At 59.2% G+C, this 22,696-nt stretch carries 18 protein-coding genes; 5 read left to right on the plus strand and 13 right to left on the minus strand.

The genetic code is table 11. The annotated features are described in order from the left end of the window. Window positions 1-174: 174 nt before the first annotated feature. From ABFT80_RS08255 to chvE, 12 genes are all read right to left on the minus strand, one after another. A complete protein-coding gene (locus ABFT80_RS08255) occupies window positions 175-2,574 on the minus strand; it encodes an aldehyde dehydrogenase family protein (protein ID WP_347971415.1) in 2,400 nt (799 codons plus the stop codon). A 14-nt stretch (window positions 2,575-2,588) separates the two neighbouring features. Then, window positions 2,589-3,545, minus strand: coding sequence for a deoxyribose-phosphate aldolase (deoC, locus tag ABFT80_RS08260; RefSeq protein WP_347971416.1), 957 nt, complete (start codon window positions 3,543-3,545; stop codon window positions 2,589-2,591). Window positions 3,546-3,586: 41 nt separating this feature from the next. Continuing rightward, window positions 3,587-4,594: an ABC transporter permease gene (locus ABFT80_RS08265; RefSeq protein ID WP_347971417.1), complete on the minus strand. Its 1,008-nt coding sequence runs from the start codon at window positions 4,592-4,594 to the stop codon at window positions 3,587-3,589. Further along, window positions 4,581-6,107 carry a sugar ABC transporter ATP-binding protein gene (locus tag ABFT80_RS08270; protein WP_347971418.1) on the minus strand — a complete coding sequence of 509 codons (1,527 nt, stop codon included), beginning with the start codon at window positions 6,105-6,107 and terminating at the stop codon, window positions 4,581-4,583. Before ABFT80_RS08270 ends, ABFT80_RS08265 begins: the two co-directional genes overlap by 14 nt. Continuing rightward, window positions 6,097-7,104: a sugar-binding transcriptional regulator gene (locus tag ABFT80_RS08275; RefSeq protein ID WP_347971419.1), complete on the minus strand. Its 1,008-nt coding sequence runs from the start codon at window positions 7,102-7,104 to the stop codon at window positions 6,097-6,099. Before ABFT80_RS08275 ends, ABFT80_RS08270 begins: the two co-directional genes overlap by 11 nt. Beyond that, window positions 7,101-8,615 (minus strand): FGGY-family carbohydrate kinase, encoded by a 1,515-nt coding sequence (locus ABFT80_RS08280; RefSeq protein WP_347971420.1) that lies wholly within the window; start codon window positions 8,613-8,615, stop codon window positions 7,101-7,103. Before ABFT80_RS08280 ends, ABFT80_RS08275 begins: the two co-directional genes overlap by 4 nt. A gap of 53 nt (window positions 8,616-8,668) precedes the next feature. Next, on the minus strand, window positions 8,669-9,691 hold the full coding sequence (locus ABFT80_RS08285; protein ID WP_347971421.1) for a galactitol-1-phosphate 5-dehydrogenase: 1,023 nt from the start codon (window positions 9,689-9,691) through the stop codon (window positions 8,669-8,671). A gap of 114 nt (window positions 9,692-9,805) precedes the next feature. Next, window positions 9,806-10,801 (minus strand): substrate-binding domain-containing protein, encoded by a 996-nt coding sequence (locus tag ABFT80_RS08290; RefSeq protein WP_347971422.1) that lies wholly within the window; start codon window positions 10,799-10,801, stop codon window positions 9,806-9,808. Between the two features lie 384 nt (window positions 10,802-11,185). After that, entirely contained in the window at window positions 11,186-12,190 is a 1,005-nt protein-coding gene (gene araD1 / locus ABFT80_RS08295) for an AraD1 family protein (RefSeq protein ID WP_347971423.1), read from the minus strand. 13 nt (window positions 12,191-12,203) lie between these two features. After that, window positions 12,204-13,409: a multiple monosaccharide ABC transporter permease gene (mmsB, locus tag ABFT80_RS08300; RefSeq protein WP_347971424.1), complete on the minus strand. Its 1,206-nt coding sequence runs from the start codon at window positions 13,407-13,409 to the stop codon at window positions 12,204-12,206. Between the two features lie 4 nt (window positions 13,410-13,413). Further along, complete coding sequence (gene mmsA, locus ABFT80_RS08305; protein WP_347971821.1) at window positions 13,414-14,940, minus strand: multiple monosaccharide ABC transporter ATP-binding protein; 1,527 nt, start codon at window positions 14,938-14,940, stop codon at window positions 13,414-13,416. Window positions 14,941-15,047: 107 nt separating this feature from the next. Then, window positions 15,048-16,115, minus strand: a complete 1,068-nt coding sequence (gene chvE / locus ABFT80_RS08310; protein WP_455189904.1) for a multiple monosaccharide ABC transporter substrate-binding protein — start codon at window positions 16,113-16,115, stop codon at window positions 15,048-15,050. A gap of 183 nt (window positions 16,116-16,298) precedes the next feature. Here chvE and ABFT80_RS08315 point away from each other — a divergent pair, with 183 nt between their 5' ends. Further along, complete coding sequence (locus tag ABFT80_RS08315; protein ID WP_347971425.1) at window positions 16,299-17,276, plus strand: LysR family transcriptional regulator; 978 nt, start codon at window positions 16,299-16,301, stop codon at window positions 17,274-17,276. Here ABFT80_RS08315 and ABFT80_RS08320 read toward each other — a convergent pair. Further along, a complete protein-coding gene (locus tag ABFT80_RS08320) occupies window positions 17,265-18,299 on the minus strand; it encodes a LacI family transcriptional regulator (RefSeq protein ID WP_347971426.1) in 1,035 nt (344 codons plus the stop codon). The genes ABFT80_RS08315 and ABFT80_RS08320 overlap by 12 nt on opposite strands. Window positions 18,300-18,459: 160 nt before the next feature. Here ABFT80_RS08320 and ABFT80_RS08325 point away from each other — a divergent pair, with 160 nt between their 5' ends. The 4 genes from ABFT80_RS08325 to ABFT80_RS08340 all read left to right on the plus strand — a co-directional run bounded on the left by ABFT80_RS08325 (window position 18,460) and on the right by ABFT80_RS08340 (window position 22,676). Next, window positions 18,460-19,701: an ABC transporter substrate-binding protein gene (locus ABFT80_RS08325; protein ID WP_347971427.1), complete on the plus strand. Its 1,242-nt coding sequence runs from the start codon at window positions 18,460-18,462 to the stop codon at window positions 19,699-19,701. 76 nt (window positions 19,702-19,777) lie between these two features. Continuing rightward, complete coding sequence (locus ABFT80_RS08330; protein WP_347971428.1) at window positions 19,778-20,665, plus strand: carbohydrate ABC transporter permease; 888 nt, start codon at window positions 19,778-19,780, stop codon at window positions 20,663-20,665. A 5-nt stretch (window positions 20,666-20,670) separates the two neighbouring features. Continuing rightward, a complete protein-coding gene (locus tag ABFT80_RS08335; protein ID WP_455189915.1) occupies window positions 20,671-21,558 on the plus strand; it encodes a carbohydrate ABC transporter permease in 888 nt (295 codons plus the stop codon). 2 nt (window positions 21,559-21,560) lie between these two features. Further along, window positions 21,561-22,676: an ABC transporter ATP-binding protein gene (locus tag ABFT80_RS08340; protein WP_347971430.1), complete on the plus strand. Its 1,116-nt coding sequence runs from the start codon at window positions 21,561-21,563 to the stop codon at window positions 22,674-22,676. Window positions 22,677-22,696 lie beyond the last annotated feature (20 nt).

Genomic DNA, 22,696 nt, shown 5'->3' on the forward strand with positions numbered 1-22,696 from the left:
AGCTTGTGATGCAAACCAAACGGATGACCAAATCCACAGCTAGGGCCAAGAGCTGCTAATGTGGTCAAATCCCTTTATGACGAGCTGTCGTCGGCCCGCTTCGTAGCCGCTGCAGACGACAGACCCCTTTCACACAAACCGCGGCACCGCCCTGAAAACCGGCGGCAAGCGCGTTTATTCGCCGTAAGGCACCCAGATATTCTTCACCTGCGTTGCGCGGCGAAGGTAGTCGCGGCCCTGACCCTGAGCGGCGTTCAGCCAGTCTCGCTGGCGGCCATTATTGACCCATGTGGTCTTCAGATTGCCGCATGAGGCATTCTCGACCATGGTGCTGCCATCTTTCGATCCCGAATACCAGATCGCCGCCACCTCGTCGTGTTCTGCAAGCGTCTTCGCCAGCAGATCACGCTCTCCGGTGACGATGTTGATGACGCCGCCGGGCACGTCCGACGTATCCAGCACCTGATAGAGGTTGGTGGCGATAAGCGGATGGCGCTGTGAGGGGATCGCGATGACGCGGTTGCCCATGGCGATGGCCGGAAGGACCAGTGAAATCAGCGACAGGAGCGGCATCTCGTTGGGGCAGACAATGCCCATGACGCCGAATGGCTCGTTCATCGCCAGCGTGACATGCCGCGATTTCGTGCCATGCACCGCGCCGTCATATTTGTCGGCTTGAGCGGCATAGTAGAAGATACGGCGAATGCTCGCCGCGAACTCTTCCGCCGCAGCCTTTGCCGAAACGCCTGTACTTTCGACCAGAAGCGCCTCGAATTCGGCGCGGCGGGCCTCCAGGTTTTCGCCGAAATAGTAGAGCACCTGCGCCCGGTTATGGGCAGTAACGCCGCTCCATGAACCGGCTTTGGCGGCAGCCTCTACGGCGTTGCGAATGTCTTTGCGGCTGCCAATACCGGCTTCCCCGATGATTGCGCCACCCTTGCCGGTGACTGAATAGCTATATCCGCCGTCAGGCCGTGCCTGCTTGCCGCCGACATAGTTCTTCGCCGTGCGGTCGATGCCGCCGATATGTGCGATCTTGCCCGAAATTTCCGGCGTGGCAGCAGGTTTGAACGGCGCTTCCGCCTTGGCGACTGGCAGGCGCTTTTCCCAGTCTGCCGACAGATATTCGTAGAGGCCCTCGCGGCCGCCTTCACGGCCAAAACCGCTTTCGCGATAACCGCCGAAGCCCGCTGCCGCGTCGAACATGTTGGTGGAGTTGATCCAGACGACGCCTGCCTTGACGCGGGCGGCCATATCGAGAGCCAGATTGATGTTTTCCGACCAGACCGAAGCAGCCAGCCCATAGCGCGTATTGTTGGCAAGCGCGATTGCCTCGTCGGGTGTGCGGAAGGTGGTCGCGACCGCGACTGGGCCGAAAATCTCGACCTCGCAGACCGTCGATGCAGGCTCGACATCGGTGAAAAAGCCCGGCGCGAAGAAGCTGCCCTTGGCTGGCAGTTTCACCGGCGCCTGCCAAAGCGTGCCGCCTTCGGCCTTGCCCTGTTCGACAAGGCCGGTAACCCGTTTCAACTGCTTGGCGGATACGATTGCGCCGATATCCATAGTCTTGTCGAGCGGATCGCCGATGCGCAGCGTTTCCATGCGCTTCTTCAGCTTGCCGAAGAATGTCTCGGCAACGCCTTCCTGCACGAGAATGCGGGAGCCTGCGCAGCAAACTTCGCCCTGATTGAACCAGATCGCATCGACGACGCCTTCGACGGCACCATCCAGATCGGCATCCTCGAAGACGATGAAGGGCGACTTGCCGCCAAGCTCCAGCGACAGCTTCTTCTCGGATCCGGCAATCTGCTCGCGAATGACCCGTCCAACCTCTGTCGAGCCGGTGAAGGCCACCTTGTCGATATCGGCATGGCCGCAGATGGCTGCGCCCGTCGCTCCATCGCCATGGACGATGTTGAGCACGCCTGCTGGCAAGCCGATTTCCACGCACACTTCCGCAAAAGCGATTGCCGTCAGCGGCGTCAAATCGGCAGGCTTCAGGACGACAGTGTTGCCTGCGGCCAGCGCGGGCGCGACCTTCCAGGCAAGCATCAGCAGCGGGAAATTCCACGGAATGACCTGACCGCAAACGCCGACCGGCGAAAAACCTTCGAATTCGCTGTCGATCATCTCGGCCCAGCCCGCATGATGATAGAAGTGGCGGGCGACGAGCGGAATGTCGATGTCGCGCGTTTCGCGGATCGTCTTGCCGTTGTCCATGGTCTCGAGAATCGAGAAGAAGCGCTCGCGCTTCTGGATATGGCGGGCAATCGCGTAGAGATATTTCGCGCGCTCATGGCCCGAAAGCTTCGACCATTTTCCGAAGGCGGCGCGGGCGGCCTTGACGGCGGCGTCCACGTCAGCAGCCGTTCCCTGAGGGATTTTGGCCAGTGTTTCTTCGGTGGCGGGGTTTATGACGGGGAGCATATCGCGGCCGTCCGTGCCGGTGAACTTGCCGTTGATGAAGTGGCCGAAGCCGCTTTTATTGGCTGTCAGCCACTGCTGCACGTCCGAGTTCGATTCCGGTGCGGGACCATATTCCATGGTGCGAAGGATATCCTTGATCTTGGCCATTGTTCTCTCAGTCCTCACGCAAGCGGGTGACGGTTCGATGCCGCATAGCGGCCCGTCACATAATGTTCGAGCTGGCGCTCTATGTCGGCGAGCATGGAACTGGCGCCGAGGCGGAAAAGGTCGGGCTGTAGCCAGGGCAGGCCAAGTTCCTCCTTCATCAGGATCAGCCAGAGCATGGCATCCTTGGCGGTTTTCATGCCACCGGCAGGCTTGAACCCTACGATTTGCCCGGAAAACTCGCGGAAATCGCGAAGCGCTCGCACCATTGTCAGGCTGACCGGGATAGTCGCGTTGACATCTTCCTTGCCCGTCGAAGTCTTGATGAAATCGGAACCCGCCTGCATTGCCACCATCGATGCGCGGTAGACATTTCGCAGCGTGTTCAAATCGCCCGTGGCAAGGATCGCCTTCATATGCGCGTCGCCGCAGGCCTCGCGCATCGCGGAAATCTCGTCGAACAACGCCTGCCAGTTCTGTGTCAGTACGTGCTCGCGGGTGATGACGATGTCGATTTCCTTGGCACCCTGGTCGACCGCATAGCGGATTTCCGCAAGCTTTTGCGGCAGCGGCGTCAGGCCTGCCGGAAAGCCGGTGGCGACGGAGGCGACCGGAATATTCGACCCCCGAAGCGCCTTAACCGCGTACGGCACCATTGTCGGATAGACGCAGACTGCGCCCGTCGTGATGCCTTCGTCAGCGAGACCCAGCGCTTCGAGAATGTCGTCGCGGATCGGGCGCTTGGCTTTGGCGCAAAGACGCTTCACGCGGCCTTCCGTGTCGTCGCCAGCCAGCGTTGTCAGGTCGATGCAGGTGATAGCCTTCACCAGCCAGGCTGCCTGGTATTCCTTCTTCACCGTTCTGCGGGTGCCGAGTGAGGCGGCACGGCGCTCGGAGGCGCTGCGGTTGACGGCAATGTCCTCGAACCACTCGGTCCTCAGCCCGGTTCCGGTGTTGCGTGGATGTGCACTCATGGTTGTATCCGCTATCTGCGTTGGAATGGGCTTGTTCATGGTTATCCGCGCCCCTTTCTATGGTCGATGAAGCGGTTTAGCAAAATGGCGGCGACAATGATGATGCCGGTAACCGTCATCTGATAGAACGAGCCAAGGCCGAGAAGGTTGAAGATGTTGCGCAAAACCTGCAGCAGCATCACTGCGAAGAATGTGCCAAGCACGCCGCCGCGCCCGCCAAACAGGCTGGTGCCGCCGAGAACGACCGCTGCGATGGCGTCGAGTTCCAGCCCTTGTGCGGCTGTCGGCTGGCCGATACGCAACCGCGAGGTGAGCAATATGCCGCCAAGTGCCGCCATAAGCCCCGAAACCGCAAACACGGAAGTCACGATCAGGCGTGTCGGCAGGCCGGAGAGGCGGGCAGCTTCCGGGTTGCCGCCGGTCGCATAGACATACTCGCCGAACACGGTGAACCGCAGCACCAACCCGGCGACGATGCAAAGCACGATGAAGATCAGGCCCATCGACGACAGCGAGAAGCCGGGCAATAGCGGGATCATCGTCGAGCTGATGCTGGCAAAGCCTGTCGGCAAGCCGCTGACCGGCACGCCGTCCGTCATCAGATAGGTGAGGCCGCGAAAGGAGACGAGCCCGGCCAGTGTAACGATGAAGCTCGGCACTTGCGCAAGCGCTGCCGTCGCCCCCATCACCGCGCCGCAACCGGCCCCGACGAAAGCGGTGATCAGAACTGCCGTGGCCGGACTATAGCCATTGGCCAGAAGCACTGCCACGATCATTCCCGAAAGCGCCACGATGCTGCCAACGGACAGATCGATATTGCCTGTCAGGATGACGAAGGTCATGCCGATTGCCACGACGCCGACAACCGCTGCCTGCTGAAACAGATTGGCAATGTTGGTCGGTGTCAGGAAATTGTCGGACAGCGTTGCGGCAATGCCAACGACCACCAGAAAGATGACGATGAAATTGTATTCGATGGCGAGATCGATAATGCGCCTCGATGGTGAGGCTGCGGGTGCCGGGGCACGCATTGTATCAATGTTGGACATGATGATCCTTCGCGGTATGGGCGCCGACATCGGCGTCGCCGAGAATGGTGGCTTTGAGGATTGTGTCGCGATCCGTCACTGACGGATTGTAGCGCGCGATGTTGCGGCCTTCGTGGAAAACCCAGATCGTATCGCAGGCGGCATAGAGCTCTTCGAGCTCGCTGCTGGCGACGATCACGGCGGCACCTTCAAGGGCAAGGCGATCTACCAGATTGTAGAGGTCGGCCTTGGCGCCGATATCGAGGCCACGGCTCGGTTCATCGAGCAGCAGGATACGCGCGCCGTTGATGATCCATTTGGCCAGCACTACTTTTTGCTGATTGCCGCCCGAAAGCTGCACGACTGCCTGTTCGGGTCGTCCGTATTTGGTCGACAAGCTTTTCAGAACTGGCAGCGTGCGTTCTTTCTGCCGATTGTGCCGGGTCAGCCAGCTTTCGCGCATCGAAGGCAGCGTGGCGTTCTTGTAGATCGGCGCATGCAGGATCAGGCCCTCGGTCTTGCGGCTTTCCGGCACAAGTCCGAGGCCGTTTTTGATCGCATGGGCGGGATGGCGCGGATGAAAGCGCTTGTTTTCGATGCGAACATCACCCTCGAAGGGCAGCGCACCGAATAGCGATTTCAGGAAGCTTGTGCGCCCGGAGCCGTTCAGGCCCGTCAACCCGCAAACCTCGCCCCAGCGCACTTCGAAATCACTTATGTCGAGGCCTTGCGATCCCTTGAGTTGCTGCACATGCATTGCGACAGCGCCGGTTACAGGCTTTCGCTCCTGCCGTTCGATAAGCGATCGCTCCTTGCCGATGATCGCCTCGACCAGTACCTCATCGCCTGTTTCGTTGACATTGAAAGTGTCTATCGTGCAGCCACCGCGCAGCACCGTCACCCGGTCGCCGATTTCGCGCAATTCACCAAGCCTGTGGCTCACATAAAGAATAGCGACGCCTTGGCTGACGAGGTCGCGGATCACTTCGAAAACGCTTTTCAGCTCGGTCTCGTTGAGAGACGCCGAGGGCTCATCCATGATGATGATCTTGGCGTCCATGGTTAGCGATCGGGCGATTGCCGTTAGCTGCTGGTTGGCCACAGAAAGTGTTTCGACGCGGGTTTGAGGGTCGAAATTCGCCCCGACGCGGCGCAGGGCTTCGATCGACCTGTTGCGCCGTTCGCGTTTGTGAATAAAGCCGAAAGTGCGCGGTACATGGCCGAGAAAAAGGTTTTCCTCGACCGTCAATTGCGGGACGAGGTCGAGTTCCTGATAGATCATCGAGATGCCGAGCCTTGCAGCCTCTGCCGGAGACGAGACATCGACAGGTTTTCCGTCGAGCATCAACTCGCCGGTACTTGGACGCAGCGCACCCGCAATGATCTTCAGCAGCGTGGATTTGCCAGCGCCATTGGCACCCAGCAGGCAATGCACTTCGCCCTTGCGTACGTTCAGCGATGCCTTTTCCAGCGCGATGATATTCGGCGGGAATTTCTTGGAGACGTTGCTTACCGTCAGGACATCATATGTCATGCTTCACCTTCAGCGCATGGCGTGCGGTTGCCTCGTCGGTGATGAGCACGGAAACGTAGCCTGCCTTGAGGGCAGCCACCGCAACATCGAGTTTTTCTTCGCCCGAAACGACACCGATCGAGCGCTGCTTGCGCTTTAGACTTTCAAGCCGCAGGCCGACCGTGCGGTCGTCGATCGTCTGATCGACGATATTGCCATCCCGGTCGATGAAGCGGCCGAGTATATCGCCCACCGCCCCGGCGTCGCGCATACGGTCTATGTCATCTTCGCTGAGATAGCCGGAGCTCAGCAAAACCGACTGGTGCGAAACACCACCCATGCCGAAGCAGACGACGTCGGCCTGCTCAGCAAGCGTCAGCACGCGATCGATGATCGGATCTTCTTCGAGCGCATCGCGGGTGGTCTTTTTGCCGACGATTGCCGGTACTGGCAAAAGCGTCGCCGTGCCCCCTCCGGCTTGCGCGAATTCTTCCGCCACAGCGCTCGTATGCGTCGAAGTCGAGCGGATATTGGTCGATCCGTTGAGGAGAACCACATGGACGCCGGGGTTCCAATTGCTCGGAAGGAACTTTGCGACAGCCGACATGGTGCGGCCCCATGAAACGCCGATAAGGTCGGTTTTCGGATTCAGGCCAGCCAGATATTTTGCCGCTGCCTGTGCGACGCTCTCCATCAACAAAGCTGAATCCTGCGTGCCGCCGGAAGGCACGACGACTGCGTCGCGCAGGCCGTATTCCTGCTGCAACTGCACTTCGAGTTCAGTCTTGCGGTGGGCGCGCGGCGTGATTTCGATGCGCACTACGCCGAGTTCCTTGGCTTCGGTCAGCAACCGTCCAACCTGCCAGCGGGTAAGGCCGAGTTCGGTGGCGATTTCGCTCTGGGTCCGCTCCAGATCGTAATAAAGCTTGGCGACCCGCACCATCAGATGTTCGCGCTGCTCATTCGAAGGCAGGCGTACCGATGATGTCAGGCGATTGTCGATTGGCTCGCTGCTCATCGCCGTCCTCCCTGTCTTTCCGACAATGTGTGGAAGGCTGGTGTCAGCACCTCCGTCGTGTCGCGGTAGAGTTCGAGCGCCTCGTCATAGCGGCGGCTTCGAGCGGCATCGGGCAGAACTTCCTTGGTGGGCGCGGCGCAGGCATTCGACGCCGTGATCAGATCGGGGAACAGGCCGAGTGCATGCGCAGAGCAGATGGCAGCGCCGATCAGGGAAAGATTGTCCTCGCGGGCGACTTCGACAGGCCTGCCGATGGCATCTACCGTCGCCTGCAGCCAGAGGGGGTTCTTGCAGATGCCGCCTGCCATGACGATCTTGCCGACCTCGACGCCGCGTTCCTGAAGGACGGCCAGCACATTGGCAGAGCCGAGCGCGATGGCATCGACCGCCGAGGCATAAATATCCGCGCGGCCATGCCCAAGCGACAGACCGATAATTGCGCCGCGCAGATCGGCGTCGCGATAGGGCGTGCGATTGCCCATCCAATAATCGAGCGTCAGCAGGCCGGAGCTTCTGTCCGTGACAGTCATGGCCTCGCGAATGAGGGCCTGATGACCGGCCTCATCGAGACCGAAGATGCGGTCGCTCAACCAGTTGAGGATCGATCCTGCCGAAACCTGTCCTGCCTCCACCAGCCAATGATCATCGACCAGCGCATGTGGGTAGGGACCCCAGAAACCGGTGACATCGCCTTGCCCGGCGAGATGGGTCAGGTGAACGACTGACGTACCACCGATAATCAGCATGCCGCCTACCGCGACGGTTCCCGCGCCGAGCACGCCGATATGGGCATCGATGCCGCCCTGCGCCACCAGAACCTCGGATGTTATGCCGAGCGCCTGTGCCACGTCGCGCTTCAGCGGTGCGACCGGATCGCCGACCGGAATGATCCGTTGCGGCAGCTTTTCGATCAGGTCGGGAATGCCGAGTTGCTCGTAAATTTCCGGTACGAATTCGGCCTTGGCGGAATCGTAATTCCACTTGCAGGCGGCGTTCATGCGCGAGCCGACCCACTCCCCTGTCAGCCGATGATTTATGAAATCGAGCGCCTCGCAGATGATGTCGGCTTGCGCGTAGACTTCAGGCTTGTTCCGGGCGAGCCACATGGCTTTCGGCACCAGCCATTCGACGGCATCGCTGCCGCCGCTATAGGCCATCACCGGATGCTTGACGGCTTGCGTGGCATTGGCTTCCTCGGTCGCGCGGCAATCCATCCAGAGAATTGCCGGGTGGATCGGTTCGCCGTCCTTCTTGCATATGGCAACCGTGGATGCAGTCGTCGCGACGCAAATCGCGGCAATCTCGGATGAGTTCGATTGAGAAACTGCGCGCGCACCTGCCGACAGCAATGCCGCCCACCATTGGTCCGGTTGCTGTTCGGCCCATCCGGCGCGCGGAAAATCCGTTGCATAGGCTGCTTCCGCCGATGCAACCATGGCTTTTCTCTCAACGTCATAGACGCCGGCCCGGACACCGCCTGTGCCGAAATCGAAACTGAGGACGCGTGTCATCCTGTCGAACTCCTCCCTGAGCCGATCCTCCGCGGCTCCACCGATTGGACCGCCTAGGGGCGGAACATGACCTTCGAAAAGAACATGCTTCTATCGGTGCGGAACTTTTCGAACATAGCGGGCAGTTCCGCAAGATCGAGATCATGAGTGATCATGAATTCCCACTTCAGTTCACCGGAGCCGAGCTTGTCCAAAGTGACGGTCCATTGCGGGCCGGGGTAGGGTGCGCCGAAAGAATTCCATGATCCGTGCAGCGAGACTTCCTGACGGAGAAAGTGCTGGAAGGTCTTGTTGTCAAAGGAAACATCGCCGACCGGAATGCCGATGAAAACCACATGTCCGCCAGGGGCTGCCATCCTGGTCGCCATGTTGATGGAAGACGGGTGTCCGGCGGCCTCCACGATGGTATCGCAGAGAAGCGTCGCGGGCACATCAGCGCCCGATAGTAGCGTATGGGTGGCTCCGGCTTCGCGGGCCATTGCAAGCTTTTCTTCGGAAACATCGACGGCAACGACTTCCGTCGCGCCCATCAGCTTCATCCACTGGATGGCGAACAGCCCGATCGGGCCGCAGCCGATGACGCCGCCGCGCTGGCCCATTCCGATGCTGCCTGCCTTCCAGATCGCATGAAGGGCAATCGAGGCAGGATCGGTCATGGCGACGGCGCGAGGGTCGATGCCCTTGGGTGTCTTCAGGAGGTTTGAGACGGGGATGGCGACGAATTCGGCATAGGCACCATCGCGGCGCGACCCGAAATAATCATAATCGCGGCAGCGCGAAAACTGGCCGCGCTGGCACTGATCGCACTTATAGCAAGGCAGCATCGGCGGAACGGCAACCAACTCGCCAACTTCGAAGCCTTCGACATCGGAAGCGATCTCGGTGATATGCCCGGAAAATTCATGGCCGCAAATCAGCGGCATCTTGTGCGCACCCTTGATCAGCATGCGCGGCAGGTCGGATCCGCAAACACCGACCGAGGCAACGCGGACGATGACGTGTCCTGCCTTGAGTGTCGGACAAGGAACCTCTTCCAGACGAATGTCGCCGGGAGAATAGAGAACGGCTGCGCGCATTACGAAATCCTGTGATGCTGGGATGGAAAAGAAGCGGGCAGGGCAAAGCCTTGACTGCCCGCTGAGTTTTAGCTGCAGGGCGCATGGGTGCCCCGCAGTCTTGGGAGAAGAGTTTTACTCGCCCAGAACCTTGGGGCGATATTCGGCAAACAGACCCTCGCGCGGGAAGTCCTTGACGTTATCCTTGGTCACCAGCGCTGTACCGGCGTCAACGAACTTGGAGACTTCTTTCTTGGCGGCAGCTTCGCGCGCGACCTGAATGGTCACATCGCCGAGATACTTCGGATCGTTGAGGGCGGTAGCTATATAGTTTCCGCCATCGGCCATCACGCCGAGTGCTTCCGACAGGCCATCGACACCGGCAACCAGCACGTCGTCGCGGTTGTTTTCCTGCAGAACCTGCATCGCTCCGAGCGCCATATCGTCGTTGTGGGCGTATATGACCTTCACGTCTGCATTAGCCTGCAGCAGATCCTGCATGGCGGTCACTGCGTTCGAGCGAATATATTCCGCATAAGGCCCTGCAACGATCGTATGGCCGGAGCCTTCGACAGCGCTGTGGAAGCCGTCGCGGCGATCCATCATGACTGCGCCACCGGCATCGCCCTGGATCTCGATGATCTTGGCTTTCTCGATGCCGTCAGTCTTCAGACGTGCAACAACCGCTTCACCAACCAGCTTGCCCATCGCCTTGTTGTCACGGCCGATATGGGCGGTGACGCCTTCGCCGTTGATGCTGCGGTCGACGGTGATCACCGGAATACCGGCAGCGACAGCCGCTTCGAGCGAAGGCACGACGGCATCGGGATTGACCGGATTGATGATGATCGCGCTTACACCCTGCGTGATCAGATCCTGAATATCATTGTTCTGCTTGGAAACGTCGCCATTGGCGTCGAGAAACACCAGCGTATCGCCGCCTGCTTTTGCAGCAGCTTCGGCGCCATCCTTCAACTGAACGTAAAAGGGCGACTGCAACGTCACCTGGCTGAAGCCGATCTTGAGACCTTCGGCATTGGCTGTGGTTGCATAAAAGCCGAGACCGGCAGCCAGCGAGATCGCCGAAATGGCAATCGAAAATTTGGACATGAATGTACGGCGGCTGAGCATTGTTTTCCTCCCAATGAACTCGATTTCCTCACCAAAACAACAAATGTGCAAATAATGCTCATCTGCTGATCAAAGGTAACCAGACATTCGTCGAACTGTCAACGCGACCACCGGGCGAGGGTAAGGAAAAAGGCCGGAGGTTAAAATAATCATTCAGAATCAAACGGATAACATTCATCCGCAATGTTTTCTGGGTTTGAAAGTCGTGCAATGTCCATTTCACACCGGGCGACTCGATTTGGGCGCAGGCTGCAAATGAGCAAAGGAAAGCCGGAGAAAAATGTGACGGACGCCCTACGGGGACTTCAGGATCCCTTGAGTGAGATCAGTTATTGAGCGACGTGAAATTCTTTGAAATCGATGAAGGGTTGGCGTTCTCGCGTCTTAAAGCGCGCGAACTTGAAGCAGTTTTTCATTGCCGCCGGTCGTCTCTACCGAGAGATGATTGCGCAGCGGCAGGCCGAAACCGGCAGCTTCGATCTCGAATTCGTCGCCGGGCTGCGTGTGCACGCCTTCGGCGAAAGACAGCGTGGCCGTGCCAAACATATGAACATGCACGTCGCCCGGCTGGCGGAAGATACCGTATTTGAAATGGTGATGTTCGAGATTGGCGATCGAGTGAGACATGTTCGCTTCGCCGGAGAGGAACGGCTTTTCGAAGATCACCTTGCCACCGCGTCTGATGCGCGACGTTCCGCGAATATCGTCGGGCAGCGCTCCGATGAGAATTTCGGGGCCGAAGGATGCCGGGCGCAATTTGGAATGCGCGAGATAGAGATAGTTCACGCGCTCCATGACATGATCGGAGAACTCGTTCGAAAGCGCAAAACCGATCCGAAATGGCGTTCCGTCGCGCCCGATCACGTAGATACCGGCGATTTCGGGTTCTTCACCCGCATCATCGGCGAAGGCGGGGGAGGAAAGTGCTGCCCCCGGCGCGACGACCGCAGCGCCCGTGCCCTTGTAAAACCATTCCGGCTGAACGCCCGCCGTTCCGTTTGCAGGTTTTCCCTTTTCCAGCCCCATGCGGAACATCTTCATGGAATCGGTTAGCTGATCGGCATCCTGCACTGCCTTCTGGTGCATCTGGTCACGCGTGGCGGCTGACCCGAGATGGGTCAGCCCGGTTCCCGTCAGATGCAGATGTGCAGGATCGGGATGGTGGATCGGCGAGAGCAGCCGCCCCTGGTCGTAGGCCTGATCGAGATCGACCGCCGCTCCGAAGCCCAGCCTGCCCACGTGGGAGGCAAGCCCCACGCCGTTTTCTTCCGCGCAGGCCATCGCCATATCGTAGATGCTTTTTGCGCCGCGCACCTCATAGGCTTCCGTCCCTTCACGCGCGACGACCGCGACCGTGCCATCCGGCTTCCTGATTTGCGACAACAACATCACGTCGCTCCACTCAAACCTTGTTTTTGTTGTAGACGTCGAAGATCACGGCAGCGAGCAGCACCAGCCCTTTAATGACCTGCTGATAGTCGATGCCGATGCCAAGGATCGACATGCCGTTGTTCATCACACCCATGATGAAGGCGCCGACCACGGCGCCGACGATCGTGCCGACGCCGCCCGACATCGACGCACCGCCGATGAAGACGGCTGCGATGACGTCAAGCTCGAAACCCAAACCGGCCTTGGGTGTTGCCGTGTTGAGGCGTGCGGCGAACACCAGCCCGGCAAGGGCTGCCAGCATGCCCATGTTGGCGAAGGTCAGGAAAACGAGACGCTCGGTACGGATGCCGGAAAGCTTTGCTGCCTTCTCATTGCCTCCGACCGCATAGATGCGCCGCCCGATTGTCGTGCGCCCGGTGATGAAGCTGTAAACCGCGATCAGCAGCGCCATAAGGATGAAGACATTCGGCAGGCCGCGGAATGTCGCCATCAAATAGCTCATATAGACGAGCGCCAGGAAGATAAGCGCATTCTTGGCTGCGAAGAAGGCGAAAGGCTCTTCTACCATGCCGCTCTTCTGCTGGTTGCGGCGGGCGCGGACGCTGAGCCAGATCAACAGGCAGGCCACTCCTATGCCGACGGCCATCGAGAAGAGATTGATGCCGTCGCCGCCGAAAAAGTCCGGCACGAAGCCCGAAGACATCAACTGGAATTGCGGCGGGAAGGGCCCGACGGATTGTCCTGCGAGAAGCCAAAGCGTCAGCCCCTTGAACACGAGCATGCCCGCCAACGTCACGATGAAGGAGGGTATTCGGTAATAGGCGATCCAGAATCCTTGCGCGGCCCCGATGGCCGCCCCCACCGCCAGGCAGATGACGCCTGTCAGCACGAAATTCATGTCGTATTTGACGATCATCACGGCGGCCAGCGCGCCCACGAAACCAAGCACGGAGCCTACCGAAAGATCGATATGGCCGCTGACGATCACCAGCAGCATGCCGACAGCCATGATGACGATGTAGCTGTTCTGCAGGATGATGTTGGTCAGGTTCACCGGCCGCAGAAGAATGCCGCCTGTCGCGAACTGGAAGAAGAGTATGATCGCCACAAGCGCAAACAGAATACCGTATTCGCGCATATGGTTTCGGATGAAGCTGAAAGCGGAATCGCGCTCGGCCTGCCGTGTCCCCGCATGTCCCGTTGTCTGGTCCACCATATCGCTATCCCCCCGACTTGATGATCATGGACATGATCTTTTCCTGTGTGGCCGTGGCTGACGGCAACTCGCCTACAAGCCTGCCCTTGTTCATGACGTAGAGCCGATCGGTTATGCCGAGTAGCTCGGGCATTTCGGACGAGATCACGATGATCGACTTTCCTGCCGCCGCGAGATCCCGGATGATCGTATAGATTTCGAATTTCGCGCCGACATCGATGCCGCGCGTCGGTTCGTCCAGAATGAGAATGTCCGGATTGGCGAACAGCCACTTCGACAGAACCACCTTCTGCTGGTTGCCGCCTGAAAGGTTCACGGTCTGCTGTTCGATCGAGGAACTTCTGATGTTGACGCGCTTGCGATATTCCTCGGCGACGGCACCTTCGCGCCGCTTGTCGATAACCATGTTCTTGGCGACCGCTTCGAGGTCCGCGAGGGGTATGTTGCGGCGGATCGTCTGGTCGAGAACCAGCCCGTAGGTCTTGCGGTCCTCGGTTACATAGGCGATCCCTGCATCGATCGCTTGGGGAATGGTCGATACGTTCACCTGGCGTCCGTCGATCCACACCTCGCCGGAAATGTTGCGCCCGTAGGCACGGCCGAACAGGCTCATCGCGAGTTCGGTGCGGCCTGCGCCCATCAGTCCGGCGATGCCCAGAACCTCACCCTTGCGCAGCGTGAAACTGGCATCGTCGACGACCTTGCGCGCCGTATCGATGGGATGGTGCACGGTCCAGTTGCGCACCTCCATGACCGTGTCGCCGATTTTCGGATCACGCGGGGGATAGCGGTCGGAGAGGGGACGCCCGACCATGCCGCGAATGATCTCGTCTTCGCTTACGTCTCCAGTCGAGCAATCCAGTGTTCCCACCGTCGCACCATCACGCAGGACCGTTATCGAATCCGCGACCTTGGAAACTTCGTTCAGCTTGTGGGAGATAAGGATTGAGGAAATGCCGCGCTCGCGGAACTCGACCAGAAGTTCGAGCAGGGCATCGCTGTCCCTCTCGTTGAGCGAGGAGGTAGGCTCGTCGAGAATGAGCAGCTTTACTTCCTTCGAGAGCGCCTTTGCTATTTCGACGAGTTGCTGCTTGCCGAGGCCGAGATGAACAACCTTTGTTTCCGGCTTTTCCGAAAGACCGACGCGTGCAAGCAGCGTCGCCGTTCGCCGGCTGGTCTCGCGCCAGTCGATGATGCCGTGCTTAGCGCATTCATTGCCGAGAAAGATATTCTCGGCGATCGAGAGCAGCGGCACCAGCGCCAGTTCCTGATGGATGATGATGATCCCGTCGCGCTCGCTGTCATTGATGCCGGAAAAGGATTTGACCTCGTCATTGTAGACGATCTCTCCGTCATAGTGCCCGTGAGGATAGACACCGGAAAGCACTTTCATCAGCGTCGATTTGCCGGCCCCGTTCTCGCCCACCAGAGCGTGAATCTCGCCGCGTTTGACCTTGAAGCTGACATTGTCCAGCGCCCGCACACCAGGAAATTCCTTGGTGATGCCGCGCATTTCGAGAATCGTGTCCATATGGATCGCCGTCTTCTTCGCCGGAGTGACGCATATCGCGTCATCGCCGTTCGAAACCGGATTGGTGCAACCCGGACGCATGCAATGCGCCCGGGTTGCGGCAATTTTTACTCGACCTCGTTGGCTTTGTAGTAGCCGCTATCGACCAGAACCTCGCGCCAGTTGGCCTTGGTCACCGGTACGGGTTCGAGAAGGTAGGACGGCACAACCTTGACGCCGTTATTGTAGGTTTCGGTGTCGTTGATCTCAGGCTTGGAGTCGGTCAGAACGGCATTGACCATGCCGACCGTGACGCGGGCGAGTTCGCGCGTGTCCTTGAAGATCGTGGAATACTGATCGCCGCGCAGGATAGCCTTTACCGACGGGACCTCGGCATCCTGACCGGATACGATCGGCATTTTCATGTCGCCCGTGCCGTAGCTCACGCCCTTGAGCGAAGAGATGATGCCGATCGAGAGACCGTCATAGGGCGAAAGTACGCCATGCACCCGCTCGCTGGTGTAGTTTGCCGAAAGAAGGTTATCCATACGCGCCTGGGCAACGGAACCGTCCCAGCGCAGCGTGCCGACCTTGTCCATGCCTGTCTGGCCGGACACGATCTTGATGTCTCCCGCATCGATCAGAGGCTGCAGAACCGACATGCCGCCGTTGTAGAAGAAGAAGGCATTGTTGTCGTCCGGCGAACCGCCGAAAAGCTCCACATTCCAGGGCTTCTCGTCGCCGAAGCGTTCTTTCAGGCCTTCAACCAGCGTATTGGCCTGCTGCACGCCAACCTTGAAATTGTCGAAAGTCGCGTAGTAGTCGACATTGGGGGTGTCGCGGATCAGGCGGTCATAGGCGATTACCGAAATGCCCGCGGCTTCCGCATTGGCGAGCGCGTTGGAGAGCGTGGTGCCGTCGATCGCAGCGATGACCAGCACGTTGACGCCCTTCGTAATCATGTTCTCGATCTGCGAAAGCTGATTGGGAATGTCGTCCTCGGCATATTGCAGATCGGTCTGGTAACCGGCTTTCTTGAACTGCTCGACCATGTTGTTGCCGTCCGAAATCCAGCGGGCGGAAGACTGCGTCGGCATTGCAATGCCCACGAATCCTTTTTCCTGCGCATAGGCCGGAGCGGACAGAAGCATGGCCGTCAGGGCGGTCGCCGCGAGGGCGTATTTCATAAGGGTCATTATTTCCTCCCAGAAACTTTACGCACGGCCGACGACCGCACGCTCGGGCACACAGCGCCCACAACCGATCTCCTCCATCGGCACGCTATCGGTAGGACCCGAATGATATGCGCGTCAAATTTATATTGCGCAGCCCGATATACCAGTATTGATATATCGGATTTATGATTGCGAAGGTGTCCGATGAATGATCGTTCCGAGTCCCGCATGGTTCCAAGCCGCGACAGGCTGCTGCGGCGCGGTCTGAAGCTTACGCATCTTCGGCTGCTGGCGACCTTGGCCGAAACGGGGAAGATCAGCGCGTCGGCTGCGCATCTTGCTATGTCACAGCCTGCCGCGTCACGTCTTCTGGCGGAACTGGATACGATTGTCGGGGCCGGGCTTTATCAGCGTCATCCGCGCGGGGTGGTGTTGACCGAGTTCGGCGAACGTTTCGCGTCCTGGGCACAGAAGGTGCTGCGGGATCTCGATGCCGCCGACCGCGAAATCATCGAAATGGGCGCGGGCGATCGCGGTCTCGTCACGATCGGATCGGTGACTGGTCCGGCATTGGAGCTGGTGCTGCCGGTGTTGAGGCAAATCCGCGTCACGCATCCCGGCATCTCGGCAGACATCGTTGTCGATACGAGCGACCGCCTGGCCGAAATGCTGCTGATAGAACGTGCTGACTTCTACATCGGCCGCATACCGCAGGATGTCGACCCGCGCGCTTTCCATGCCAACCTCATAGGTGAGGAACCGGTCAGCCTGATCGTGCGCGAAAATCACCCGCTGATCCGCTCAGGCAGCACCGCGCTGGTCGATTGCGTAATCTATGACTGGGTGCTTCAGGCGCCGAGCGGTTTGCTGCGGCATACGGTGGAAACCTATCTGCTGGAGCGCGGTTTCAATCTGCCGAACAGGGTGATCTCGACATCTTCGATGCTGATGACTCTGGCGCTGATTTCTCAGTCCAATGCGATCGCGCCGATCTCGCGCGCCGTGGCGGAGTTCTTCGGCGGCAGTGAAGGCATAGGCGGACGCATCGCGACCTTGCCGGTAGCCGCCGATCTCGTCGTCTCGCCATACTCTATCCTGCGTCCGGCCGGGCGCCCGCTTTCACCCGCATCGCAGATCGTCCACGATCTGATCCACGACCGGGCGATGGCGTCAGCCGGATAATGCGGCTTCGGCGGGGCCGACAATGTGCTGCAGGCTTGCCGGGTCGCCGCCTGCCACCACGCCCATCACCGCGCGGGCCAGTTCGCGGCCTGCCAGCCGGAAATCTTCCTGCACGAGATAGAGCTCCGGCCTGAACCAGCGCAGGAGCTTGGACGATTGCTTGGTGATCACATCGGCGTCGTCGCCCAGCCGCTGCCCGGCTGCTTCGAGCCCGGCGACAAGTGCGAAGGCGGCGGTGCCGCTGGCGCAGACATATCCGTCCGGCCTGTCCGGACGACCCGCGATAGAGGCAATGCGTTCGCGGATCAGCTCGATCGGTTCATCGATCGTAAGATCGCCGAGAGGAAATTCGGCGAGACCGGCTTCCCCAAGCGCCTCGATGAACCCATTTCGCATATGTGTGTGGTAGGTCAGCATGCGCGGTGGCGGCAGCAACGCGATCTTGCGCCGCCCCTTCTGCAACAATTCGCGAACCGCCATGCGGCCATAGGCTTCATTGTCGAAATCGTGAAATGCATAGGACAGCCCGGCTGCGGTTCGCCCATGGGTGGCGAAGGGGAAGCCATGATCGACCAGATAGCGCACGCGGGGATCGTTGGGTTCTATGCGAGAGATGATGATGCCGTCCGCCGAACCTGTTTCCACGACATAGCGCACCGGGTCCATCGGGTCGTTGCGGCTTGAATAGGGCGTCACCACGAGATGGAAAGGCGTGTCGGCAATCTCGTCCGAAATGCCATAGATCATATCCGACACGAAGCCGGCCATATCGTCTTCCGTGTTGAGAATGAGGCTGATGACGTTGGTCCTGCCCGTTCGCAGTCGTATCCCGGCACGGTTTGGCCTGTAGCCCACCTGGCGCGCGACGAGCTGGACACGCTTGCACGTTTCCTTGCTGATTTCTGGCGCGTCTTTCAATGCTCGCGAAACCGTCGTCACGCCCAAGCCTGTCATAAAGGCAATGGTTTTGAGGGTGGGGCGGTCGCCTCGTGTGTCGGGGCCGTCTGAAAGCGCGTCGCGCATTTTCGAATCCGTTCAAACTGAAACGATGCGATATATAGCTCCAAGCCGGTTTGAGAGCAAATAAGTCATTGTTCAAAAAGCGATAAATTTTATCCTTGCGTATCGTTGCAAAGCTATGCAACTCTGTAATCTGTAACGTTACAGATTTGGGAGGATATGCATGCGTTACCCCCTTACTGCCGCTTTGGCGGCTTCAATAGCCTTCTCTGGCATAGGCGCAGCAGCGGCTGCGGATATCGAAGTGATCCACTGGTGGACAGCCGGCGGTGAACAAGCCGCGGTAAAAGTCTTTGCCGAGGAATTCGACAAGCTTGGCGACGACAAATGGGTCGATACCGCCATCGCGCTTGGTGAAAATGCACGGGCTGCGACCATGCAGCGTATCCTCGGCAATGATGCGCCGGAGGCCGCCCAGTTCAATACGTCACGGCAGTTCGAGGAGCTTATCGAGGCCGGTCTCTTGCTGGATCTGACGGATTTGGCCGAGAAGGAGGGCTGGAAGGATTTTATCCGTCCCTCGGAAATTCTGGATCCCTGCACCAAGGACGGGCGCATCTACTGCGTGCCGGTCAATATCCATTCGAACCAGTGGATCTGGACCAACAAGAAGGTCTACGAGAAAGCTGGCGTCTCTGAACCAGCCACCTGGCAGGACATCGTCGATTCCGGGCCGAAACTGCGCGAAAGCGGTGCCATTCCGCTCGCTTTTGGCGGGCAGGGCTGGCAGGAATCGTTGGTTTTCGATGCGGTGCTAATCGGCACGCAAGGTAAGGATCTTTGGATGAAGGTCTTTTCCGATAAGGATGTCGGTGCGGCCAGCAGTCCTGAAATGCTTCAAGTTTTCGAAACTTTCGGCAAACTGCGCGATCTGACCGATGACGGCGCTGCAAACCGCAACTGGAACGACACGACCAATCTCGTCATCACGGGCAAGGCTGGAGCGCAAGTCATGGGCGATTGGGCGCGCGGTGAATTTGCTCTGGCCGGAATGAAGGCCGATGTCGATTATGGTTGTATTCCCGGTCCGTCCAGTCAGCCATATCTGACACTTGGCGGCGACATTTTTCTGTTCCCCAAGCAATCCGATCCTGAAGTCGAGGCCGCACAGCTCAAAATGGCGTCGATGATGGTCAATCCGAGCGTCCAGGCAAAGTTCAACAATGCCAAGGGTTCGCTGCCGGTGCGTGACGATGTGGACATGGCGCTTGCCGATGACTGCATGAAGAAGGGTCTCGAGCTTCTCAAAAACCCGGAAGCGCCGATCAAGCCGCGCAACGCACTGTTGTCGGCGGATGGCGACGGGCAGGTCCAGGATGTGATCAGCCAGTTCTGGAACAATGCCGGCATGTCGGCTGCCGATGCACAGGCGCAGTTCGTCAAGATCATCGAGAACGCCGACTGATCCTCCCCCGGCTGCGGTCGGCTGCGGACCATCGGCAGTCGACCGCCTCTTTTTCTTCATGAGGGATGATTTTTCGATGAAACGAAGGCGCGCCTTTACCAATAATCTATCGGCCAAGATTGCCAGCCTGCCCATGGCCGCAACTGCAATCGGTGTGTTCGTCGTCTGCGTGCTTTATTCCTTCGTCTTGTCGCTGACGCGGTCGCGTACATTCCCGAATTTCAACATTGTCGGCTTCGAACAATATGTGCGCCTTTGGTCGACCGATCGCTGGAACGTTTCGGTCTACAACCTCGTCATATTCGGTGTTTTGTTCATCGTCTCATGCCTGCTGATCGGTTATCTGCTGGCGGTGCTGATCGACCAGAATATCCGCGCTGAAGATACGTTCAGAACGATCTTCCTCTATCCCTTTGCGCTTTCCTTCGTCGTTACCGGCCTTGTCTGGCAGTGGATGATGGACCCGTCGCTCGGCATCCAGAACGAGGTCCGAAAACTAGGCTGGGAAAGTTTTACCTTCGCGCCGCTGATCGACCAGACCTGGGCCATATACGGGGTCGTCATTGCCGCCGTCTGGCAAAGCGCGGGACTTATCGTCGTCCTGATGCTGGCCGGACTTCGCGGGATTGACGACGAGATATGGAAGGCCACGCGCGTCGATGGCATTCCGACCTGGCGCACATACATCTTCATCGTCCTGCCGATGATCAGGCCGGTAATCGTGACGGCGGTGGTCCTGCTCGGTGTGTCGGTCGTGCGTGTCTATGATCTCGTCGTTGCCCAGACCGGCGGCGGGCCGGGAAATGCGACGGAAGTGCCCGGCAAATTCGTCGTCGATCATTTCACAACGCGCATGAACGTCTCGATCGCCATGGCAGCGGCGACCATGATGGTTCTGCCCGTGCTGCTCTTCGTCGGTCCGTGGGTCTGGAACGAATATGTCCGGCGCGGGGGAAGTCGCTGATGACGATGGCTGCACAAGCCCAGCCGCGAGGCCGCAGGCCGAAGTCCGTTTCCCTGGCGCGGGTCGGCATTTACGCCTTTCTCATCATCGCGGCACTTTTCTTTCTGATGCCGCTCTACGTCATGATCGTCACGTCCCTGAAGGATATGGACGAGATCAGGCAGGGGAACTTGTTCGCACTGCCGCAGAGCGTCACATTCGAGCCTTGGATCAAGGCATGGACGTCAGCCTGCACCGGCGTTGCGTGCGAAGGCATCCGTCCCGGATTCTGGAATTCGGTCAAGATCACCGTGATTTCGACGGCCATCTCCGTCACCATCGGAGCGATCAATGGCTACGCGCTTTCCTTCTGGCAATATCGCGGCGCGAATGTGCTGTTCGGCATTCTGGTCTTCGGAGCCTTCGTGCCGTTCCAGGGCGTCATCTACCCTCTGATCGTCTTTCAGCGCGACCTCGGCATTTTCGGATCGCTTTCCGGCATCGTGATGGTCCACACCATTTTCGGAATGCCGATCATAACGCTGCTCTTCCGCAATTATTTTTCGTCACTGCCGCAGGAATTGTTCAAGGCGGCGCGTGTCGATGGTGCGGGGTTCTGGCAGATATTTTTCCGCATCATGCTGCCTATGGCGGTGCCGATCACCGTCGTCGCAATCATCCTTCAGATAACGGGAATCTGGAATGATTTTCTGCTCGGGCTCATTTTCGGCGGGCGTGCGAACCTGCCCATGACCGTCCAGCTCAACAATGTCGTCACGACCACGACCGGCGTGCGCGAATACAATGTCAACATGGCCGCGACCATCCTGACGGCGGCGGTTCCCCTGGCGGTCTATTTCCTCTCGGGCCGCTTCTTCGTGCGCGGCATCGCTGCCGGCGCGGTGAAAGGCTAGGCATGCACAAAAGCGTAAATCTGAAAACCGAAAGCCCCAGCGTCTCGATCCGCGAGCTCGCGCTGTCCTTCGGCAGTGTCGAGGTCCTGCATTCGCTCAATCTCGACATCGAGGATGGCGAGTTCCTCGTTTTGCTCGGCCCTTCCGGTTGCGGCAAGTCCACACTTCTCAACTGCATCGCCGGATTGCTCGAAATTTCCGATGGCGAAATCTGGATAGGCGGTCGCAATGTCACCTGGGAGGAGCCGAAGGATAGGGGCATCGGCATGGTGTTCCAGTCCTACGCGCTCTACCCGCGCATGACAGTGGAGAAGAACCTCTCCTTCGGCTTGCGCGTCGCAGGCATGCCGAAACCCGAAGTGCAGAAACGCGTCGCGCGCGCTGCCGATATTCTGCAAATCGAGCCATTGCTCGCGCGCAGGCCGTCCGAACTTTCCGGCGGGCAACGTCAGCGCGTGGCTATCGGGCGCGCGCTGGTGCGCGACGTGGATGTCTTCCTGTTCGACGAACCGCTCTCCAATCTTGATGCCAAGCTGCGCGCCGAGCTGCGCGTCGAGATCAAGCGGCTGCATCAGCAGCTTGCCAATACGATGATCTATGTCACCCACGACCAGATCGAGGCCATGACGCTGGCAGACCGCATCGCGGTTATGCGCGGCGGTGTCATTCAGCAGCTCGACACGCCGCAGACGATCTACAACCGCCCGGTCAATCGCTTCGTCGCGGGCTTCATCGGTTCACCCGGCATGAACTTTCTCGAAGGCCGTATCGAGCAGGCGGCGGATGGCCCCGTCTTCCAATCCGGCCCGGTTTCTATCCCGCTCTCGCGTTACGGCTTCATCGATGCTCCGGTATCGCAAGCGGGAGCCGCTTTCGGCATCCGCCCTGAGCATGTGGCGGTTAATAGCGGGATGGACTGGCCCTTCTCCGCTGATCTGCCGGTCGAGGTGGTCGAGCCCATGGGGTCCGACACGCTCGTCTGGACGCGGCTCGGCGAAAAGCCTTTCGCGGTTCGCGTGCCCTCCGAACGCGCGCCCGAAAGCGGCGACACGATCGCGGTCGGTTTCGATCCGATGCGCGCCTCCCTCTTTGCCGAAGATGATGGGCGCCGTCTTTGAATATTTTCATTCAACCCGAC

This window comes from Foliimonas ilicis, from assembly GCF_039939195.1.
GTDB classification, from domain to species: domain Bacteria; phylum Pseudomonadota; class Alphaproteobacteria; order Rhizobiales; family Rhizobiaceae; genus Foliimonas; species Foliimonas ilicis.